Annotated in this window: 6 protein-coding genes; 3 read left to right on the top strand and 3 right to left on the bottom strand. The window is 62.6% G+C overall.

Annotated elements, in window-relative coordinates; all coding sequences use genetic code 11:
* Nucleotides 1-182: 182 nt before the first annotated feature.
* Nucleotides 183-1,358, top strand: a complete 1,176-nt coding sequence (locus BM70_RS0123480) for an MFS transporter (RefSeq protein WP_025858300.1) — start codon at nucleotides 183-185, stop codon at nucleotides 1,356-1,358.
* Here BM70_RS0123480 and BM70_RS0123475 read toward each other — a convergent pair.
* Both BM70_RS0123475 and BM70_RS0123470 read right to left on the bottom strand, forming a co-directional pair.
* Nucleotides 1,352-2,389 carry a dienelactone hydrolase gene (locus tag BM70_RS0123475; protein ID WP_025858299.1) on the bottom strand — a complete coding sequence of 346 codons (1,038 nt, stop codon included), beginning with the start codon at nucleotides 2,387-2,389 and terminating at the stop codon, nucleotides 1,352-1,354. The two genes, BM70_RS0123480 and BM70_RS0123475, sit on opposite strands and share 7 nt — an antisense overlap.
* Before the next feature lie 207 nt (nucleotides 2,390-2,596).
* Nucleotides 2,597-3,208, bottom strand: coding sequence for an FMN-dependent NADH-azoreductase (locus BM70_RS0123470; protein WP_025858298.1), 612 nt, complete (start codon nucleotides 3,206-3,208; stop codon nucleotides 2,597-2,599).
* A gap of 231 nt (nucleotides 3,209-3,439) precedes the next feature.
* Here BM70_RS0123470 and BM70_RS0123465 point away from each other — a divergent pair, with 231 nt between their 5' ends.
* Nucleotides 3,440-4,630, top strand: a complete 1,191-nt coding sequence (locus BM70_RS0123465) for an MFS transporter (protein ID WP_025858297.1) — start codon at nucleotides 3,440-3,442, stop codon at nucleotides 4,628-4,630.
* On the opposite strand, the gene BM70_RS0123460 is transcribed toward BM70_RS0123465, so the two are convergent.
* Nucleotides 4,596-5,522, bottom strand: coding sequence for an AraC family transcriptional regulator (locus BM70_RS0123460; protein WP_025858296.1), 927 nt, complete (start codon nucleotides 5,520-5,522; stop codon nucleotides 4,596-4,598). The genes BM70_RS0123465 and BM70_RS0123460 overlap by 35 nt on opposite strands.
* Nucleotides 5,523-5,678: 156 nt before the next feature.
* Between BM70_RS0123460 and BM70_RS0123455 the strand changes: the two genes are divergently transcribed.
* The gene (locus BM70_RS0123455; RefSeq protein WP_025858295.1) at nucleotides 5,679-7,058 is read left to right on the top strand and encodes an NAD-dependent succinate-semialdehyde dehydrogenase; all 1,380 of its coding nucleotides are present in this window, start codon (nucleotides 5,679-5,681) and stop codon (nucleotides 7,056-7,058) included.
* Nucleotides 7,059-7,077: the final 19 nt, after the last annotated feature.

Raw genomic sequence — 7,077 nt, 5'->3', positions numbered from 1 at the left:
AAGAACACCGCGTTCTGTCGGACAGAACGCGGTGTTTTCTATTGGGGCCGCTTCGCGCCCCAGCGCGGGGCAAGCCCGCTCGCCACAACGCGCCTGCTCATCAGACAAAGTAGTTAGCCTGCTTCCTTTTCTCCCAAGCCCTTGCCATCATGCACCCACCGCCCGCCCGCGAACGAGTGCCCATGTCTGCCGCCGCCCCCAGCTCAATGTCGATCACCCTGCAGATCGTCTCCATCGTCTTCTACACCTTTATCGCGTTTATCTGCATCGGCCTGCCGATCGCGGTCATTCCCGGCTATGTGCATGAGCAACTGGGTTTCAGCGCGGTGGTGGCCGGGGTCACGATCGGTTCGCAATACCTGGCCACCCTGCTCAGCCGTCCCATGGCCGGGCGCATGTCCGACACCGTGGGCACCAAACGCGCGATTGTGCTGGGGTTGGCCGGGATTCTTGCGAGTGGCGTGCTGACGTTTTTCGCCACGCTGGTGGACAGCCTGCCGTCATTGAGCCTGGGCATCCTGATCGTTGCCCGCCTATTGCTGGGCGTGGCCCAAGGGCTGATTGGCGTGGGCACCATCAGTTGGTGCATGGGCGCCGTCGGAGCGGAGCACACCGCGCGCTCCATTTCATGGAACGGCATCGCCTCCTACGGCGCCATCGCCATTGGTGCGCCGCTGGGCGTGGTGATGGTGGCCGAGTACGGCTACAACAGCCTGGGTATCGCGTTGGCGGTGTTGTCCGCACTGGGCCTGGTGCTGATCCGCAACAAACCCTCGGTGCCGGTGGTGCGTGGTGAGCGCTTGCCGTTCTGGGCCGTGTTCGGGCGCATCGCGCCGTTTGGCGCAAGCCTGTGCCTGGCCTCGATTGGCTACGGCACCCTGACCACCTTTATCACCCTGTACTACCTCAATCGCGGCTGGACCGGCGCGGCGTACTGCCTCACGGTATTTGGCGTGTGCTTCATCCTGTCGCGTTTGGTGTTCATCTCGGCCATCAGCCGCTTTGGCGGCTTCAGGGCGGCGATTGCCTGCATGACCATCGAAACCCTGGGCCTGACGCTGCTGTGGCTGGCACCGTCCACGGGCGTGGCATTGGTCGGTGCCGGGTTGACCGGTTTTGGCTTGTCGCTGGTGTACCCGGCGCTGGGCGTGGAGGCGATCAAACAGGTGCCCAACAGCAGCCGTGGCGCGGGGCTCAGTGCATATGCGGTGTTTTTCGACCTGGCCCTGGCGATTGCGGGACCGCTGATGGGCGCCGTGGCGCTGAACCTCGGCTACGGCTGGATCTTCTTCTGCGCGGCACTGCTCTCGGTGATCGCCCTGGGCCTGACCCTGCTGCTCAAGCGCCGCGCTTACTGATCAGCCGTCTGCAAGCCTGCGCGGGTGGATTGGCCGAGGGTGTGGCTGAAAAAACGCCCCGCCTCGGAAATCAGGTCGCGGTGAATACCTTCACGGTCGACGCCGTCGGCATCGGTACAGATCGCCGGCATCGCGGCCAACTGGTCGCTGTCGCACGGCGCCATGAACACAAAGTGCCCGGCCCCGGCCAGCAGTTTGAAGTCAGGCGGTTCCGGCAGTTTGCGCGCCAGGGCCGCAGCGTTCTTGTCCACGGCGACCAGCTTGTCGCCGTCACCGCTGTAGAGCAGCACCGGCACATGCACGTCCGCGAGGGTGTGACGGCCGAACATCAGGCTCAGCGGCGCCATCAACATCAAGGCATGAATGCGCGGGTCGGATTGCGGTTGCAGGTCGTCACGGTCCACCACCAGTTCGCCCTTGGTGGTGCACGCGTCGCGGTCTTCCGGGCGCTCCTGGCAGTAACGGCGCAGGCGGTCGAAATCCGGCTTGGCACCGGCCAGGATCAACGCGGTCTCGCCGCCGGCTGAATAACCGATCACCCCCACCTGATCGACGTTGACGAACGGCGACAGCATTGGATCGCCCAACGTGGCAGTGATCGCTTCGGAAATCTGGATCGGCCGGCCATACAGGTTACTCACCGTGCCCAGGCGGCTGTGGTCCTTATAGTTGTCGCCAGGGTGCAGCACCGCCACCACGACGAAACCCTTGCGCGCCAACGAGGTGGCCAGGTCGTGCAGGGCCAGGGGTGTGCCGGTGTTGCCGTGGGACAACATCAGCATCGGGAAACGGCCGATGGCGATCTTGGCGTCTTCAGTGGCGGCGACGTGATAGGCGCCCAATTGCGTGGTGTGCTCAAGGCCGGTGGACGGGTAAAAGGCCACGGCTTTCATCGGCTGCAGGTCCAGCGGATCAAGAAACGTCATGCGATGGAAGCCCACACTCCAATGCGGGTGCGGTGCCGGTGCGGCGTGCACTGAAATCAGGCCGCCGAGCAGCGAAAGAACCATAACAGCACAAAGACGCATCATGGGGATGTCCACCTTTGCTGCGTGAGAACCGACATATCGAAGAAACGTCCAGGTTGTTAAACCCATGCTTGCACAACCTGGGCCAAAGTAATGACAGCGGGCAAACGAAAAAACTCCGTACTCCGCTCGCTTTGAAGCGAGCAGAATACAGAGTTTAGGCGCCCGGCTTCAGATTGAAACCGAGGAAGGGCGAAATTTACACAAGCCTTACGCGGTGGCGAACAATTGTTCGTTGATCAGTACGTTGGCGTCGCTCAGGGCTTTGCTGCGCACTTCGTCACCGTAGGCCAGGCCCTCGGCACGCACGATCTCGATGTCGGTGATACCGAGGAAGCCGAACAGCAGTTTCAGGTAGCCTTCATGGGCGGCGCCGGAAGCTTGGCCGGCGTGCAGGCCACCGGCCGTGGACACGATGATGACTTTCTTGTTGCCGCAGAGGCCTTCCGGACCGGCTTCGCTGTAGCGGAACGTCTGGCCGGCGACGGCGATGCGGTCGATCCAGGCTTTCAATTGGGTCGCAATGGTGAAGTTGTACATCGGCGCACCCACCACTACCGCATCAGCGGCGAGGAACTCAGCCAGCGACGATGCACTCAGTTCAGCCTCGTGTTTTTGCGCAGCATCACGCAGTTCGGCGGCAGTGCCCAAGGCACCCAGGGTCGCGCCGGAGAAGTGGTTGATGCCTTCGCTGGCCAGGTCGCGGTAGGTCACTTCCAGACCCGGCTCCGCCGCTCGCCAGGCCTTGACCACGCCAGCACTGAGCTGACGGGAGGCCGAGTTGTCGCCGAGGATGCTGGAATCGATATGCAACAGTTTCATGCGGGATCTCCAAGTGAGGATCGCGACGTGGCGATCAAGTGGAGTTGATCCTACAGATGATCCGAATAAACGATTAGAGGGCTCAAATGCGATTGTTCGTCCCACTGACGAGACAATCCAAAAACACCACGGCCTGATCCTGTCGCGTTATTGCCCAATCCTCTACGGTTCTGGCTTTCACCGAAACTTCGCGGCATGCTCGCCGCAGTTCCGACCGCCACTGGACCCGCCATGCCGCCACACTCCCCCGTTCTGACCAAGGGCCTGAGCCTGATCCTCGCCATCTGCTGCGGGTTTTCGGTCGCCACGATCTACTACAACCAGGCCATGCTGCCGCTGATTGCGGGCACCTTCGAGGTGTCCACTGCCCATGTCGGGCAGATCGCGATGCTCACCCAGTTGGGCTACGCCTGCGGCTTGCTGCTGTTTGTGCCGCTCGGCGACCGCATCAGCCGGCGCACGTTGATTCTGGCGGTGCTGTGCATCAACTTTGTCAGCCTGCTGGCCTCGGCCACCGCGCCGTCCTACACCTGGTTGCTGATGGCGAGCGTGCTGCTGGGCCTGTCGGGTATCAGCGCCCAAGTGATTATTCCCGCTGCGTCGGACCTCAGTGAGCCGGTGCAAAAAGGTGCGGTGCTCGGCCTGATGGTCAGCGGGCTGTCGGCCGGTGGTTTGCTCGCCCGTACCGTCAGCGGCGTGTTCAGCGGCTGGCTGGGCTGGCGCGGCATGTTCGCCGTCGCTGCAGCGCTGGATGTGCTGCTGTTCCTGGCGATTCTCACGCGCATGCCAGTGTCGGTGTCCACCAGCAGACTCCCCTACGGCGCACTGCTCAAATCCCTGTGGGGCCTGGCCCGGCAACATGCCACCCTGCGCCAATCGGCGATCAAGGGCGGCCTGGTGTTCGGTGCACTCAACGTGTTCTGGGGGTCGATGGCGGCGTTGCTGGCCTTGCCGCCGTATGGGTTCTCCAGCGCGCAGGCCGGCCTGCTGGGGCTGTCGGCCATTGTCGGCATTCTCTGCGCGTCCACGATCGGCCAGCAAACCCGGCGCCATGGGCAATTGCTCGAATGGATCGGCATCGGCACGGTGTTGGTCGCGTTCCTGCTGATTTTCACGCTCGGCCCCCAGGGCTGGTGGTGGCCGATCCTGATCGCGGCGACCTTCCTCGACCTGGGCAATCGTATCAACCAGCTCGCCAACCAGACCCGCGTGCTGGCCCTGGAACCGGCGGCCACCAGTCGCCTGAACACGGTGTTCATGGTGATCTATTTTATCGGCGGCGCCTTGGGCTCGGCCTCCGGCGCCTTTGCCTCCGAGCACTACGGCTGGCAAGGCCAGGCGCTGACCGGTGCGGCATTTGCCGGGCTGGCGCTGTTGATCACACTGCTCAGTGCGACGACACGTAAATCGACGCCGACGTAGGCGCCGGCAACGCATAGGTACGCTTCATCCACTGGATTTCTTCCTGCGGCGTGCGCCCGAAGAAACGCTTGAACTCGCGACTGAACTGCGAAGCGCTTTCATAGCCTACCTTGGCACAGGCCGTGGCGGCGGTGATGTCGTTGCGCAGCATCAGCAGACGCGCCTGGTGCAGGCGCGTGGACTTGAGGTACTGCATCGGCGACGTGTCGGTGACCGTGCGAAAATGCGCGTGAAAACTGGGCACGCTCATCATCGCCTCGCTGGCCAACGTCTCTACGTCCAGGGGCTGGTCATAGCACCCATGGATCTTGCGAATCGCCCGCGCCACCTTGCCGAACTGGCCCTGGCGATTCAACGCGGCGCGCATCGAACCACCCTGCTCGCCCGTGAGGATCCGATAGTAGATTTCGCGCATCAGCGCCCGACCGAGTATGTGCGCATCCATCGGCACATGCATGGCTTCCAGGAAGCGAAGCAACGACTCACTGAGTGACTCATCCATGGGCGAGGAATACATGCCCCGAGGCTTGGCGTCGACCAGTCCCGGAAAGTCATCCAGCGCCACCATCAGCTCCGCTGCGAGGGTGAAATCCAGCCGCAGGTACACCGCCAGCATCGGTTCGGCTTCGCTGGCGTCGGTCTCCATGGTGAACGGCACCGGCACGGATACCACCAGATAGTGCTGGGCGTCATACAGGTAAACCTCATCCCCCAGATAACCACGCTTGCGACCCTGGCAGACGATCACGATGCCGGGGTCGTAGAGCACCGGCACCCGGTGCAGCGGCTGGTTGGAGCGCAGGAAGCGCACGTCATCGAGGGCGCTCAGGTTGTAGCCTTCGACAGGCGCCAGGCTGCCCATCAACTCGATGATTCTGTCTGTACGGTCCATGGCGACGGGCCCCTGGGTAAAACGTCACGGTACCCCGCAACCGGTGCCGACGCTATGGACTTATAGGATTAGGCAATCAGCACATTGGAATGGATATTCGCTCGAACACAGCAGTTCCGTAGCCTGAACAGCACTTTCAGCCCTCGGAGATTCCCCATGCTTATCGTCTACAACCCCGCCACCGGTGAAGAAATCGGCCGTGTCGCCAAGAACACTGCGGACGAGGTCAAGGCCGCCGTCGACCGTGCCTGCACGGCTTTCCCCGAATGGTCAGGCAGACTCGCCAAGGAGCGCAGCGACATCCTGCGCCGCTGGCACGACGCGGTAAAAGCCGACAAGGAAGCCTTCGCCGAACTGCTCTGCCGCGAAAACGGCAAATGCCTCAGCGAAGCGCGCGGCGAAATCGACTATGGCCTTGGCTTTATCGAGTGGTACGCCGAAGAAGCCAAGCGCGTGTATGGCGATACCATCCCTACCCACGACCGCAATGCCAACGTGGTGGTGACCAAGGAAGCCATCGGCCCCGTCGCCGCCATCACGCCGTGGAACTTTCCGTTCATGATGATCACCCGCAAGGTCGCCACGGCCCTGGCCGCCGGTTGCACCATGGTGATCAAGCCCGCTGAAGACACACCGCTGACCGCCTTCAAGTTGCTGGAATACGCACGCAAGGCCGGGATCGCGGAAGGCGTGCTGGAAGTGGTGGTCGGCGACCCCAAGGAGATCGGCCTGATCCTCACGGGCGATCCGCGTATCCGCAAGATCTCGTTCACCGGCTCCACCGGCGTCGGCAAACTGCTCGCCGCACAATGCGCGGCGAGCATCAAGAAGATGACCCTGGAACTGGGCGGCAACGCGCCGTTTATCGTGTTCCAGGACGCCAACCTGGATGAGGCGGTGAAGGGGTTGGTCAGCGCCAAGCTGCGTAACTCGGGCCAGGTGTGCATCTCGCCGAACCGGATTTTTGTGCAACACAGCATCCTCGAAGACTTCATCAAGCGCGTGAAGCATGCGGTGGCCGCGATCGAAGTGGACCAGGGCTTGCGTGAAGACTTCGTGGTCGGCCCGCTGGTCAATCAATTGGGCTTCGACAAAGTCGTGCGCCTGGTAGAAAGCGCCAAGGCCGCCGGCGCCGCCGTGCTGATGGGTGGCAAACCTCACGCCAAGGGTGGCCTGTTCTACGAACCAACGGTGTTGACCGGCCTGCAGGATGATTCCCCCCTGGCGACCGAGGAAATCTTCGGGCCGGTGTTTGCGATCTATTCGTTCAAGGACGAAGAGGAAGTGATCGCCCGCGCCAACCAGACGGAATTCGGCCTGGTCGCCTATGCCTACACCAGCGCGCTGGGGCGATCGCTGCGCCTGTCGCGCCAGTTGGAGGCCGGCATGGTGATTCTCAACTCGGGATCGGTGGGCACCGCGTCGGTGCCGTTTGGCGGGATCAAACAGTCCGGTTATGGCCGCGAAGGCAGCTACTACGGGATCGAAGAGTACGTGCATGTGAAGTATGTGTTGATGGCGGGCGCGCAGTTCTAAGCGCCTGATTCACCCACTG

This window comes from Pseudomonas sp. CHM02, from assembly GCF_000612585.1.
Classification (GTDB): domain Bacteria; phylum Pseudomonadota; class Gammaproteobacteria; order Pseudomonadales; family Pseudomonadaceae; genus Aquipseudomonas.
The sequence above is the reverse complement of the archived record's forward strand: the minus strand, read 5'-3'. Positions and strand labels throughout refer to the sequence as shown.

Coding starts and splice junctions, on each gene's coding strand:
- BM70_RS0123480 (WP_025858300.1), top strand. CDS start 183: ATGTCTGCCGCCGCCCCCAGCTCAATGTCGATCACCCTGCAGATCGTC.
- BM70_RS0123475 (WP_025858299.1), bottom strand. CDS start 2,389: ATGATGCGTCTTTGTGCTGTTATGGTTCTTTCGCTGCTCGGCGGCCTG.
- BM70_RS0123470 (WP_025858298.1), bottom strand. CDS start 3,208: ATGAAACTGTTGCATATCGATTCCAGCATCCTCGGCGACAACTCGGCC.
- BM70_RS0123465 (WP_025858297.1), top strand. CDS start 3,440: ATGCCGCCACACTCCCCCGTTCTGACCAAGGGCCTGAGCCTGATCCTC.
- BM70_RS0123460 (WP_025858296.1), bottom strand. CDS start 5,522: ATGGACCGTACAGACAGAATCATCGAGTTGATGGGCAGCCTGGCGCCT.
- BM70_RS0123455 (WP_025858295.1), top strand. CDS start 5,679: ATGCTTATCGTCTACAACCCCGCCACCGGTGAAGAAATCGGCCGTGTC.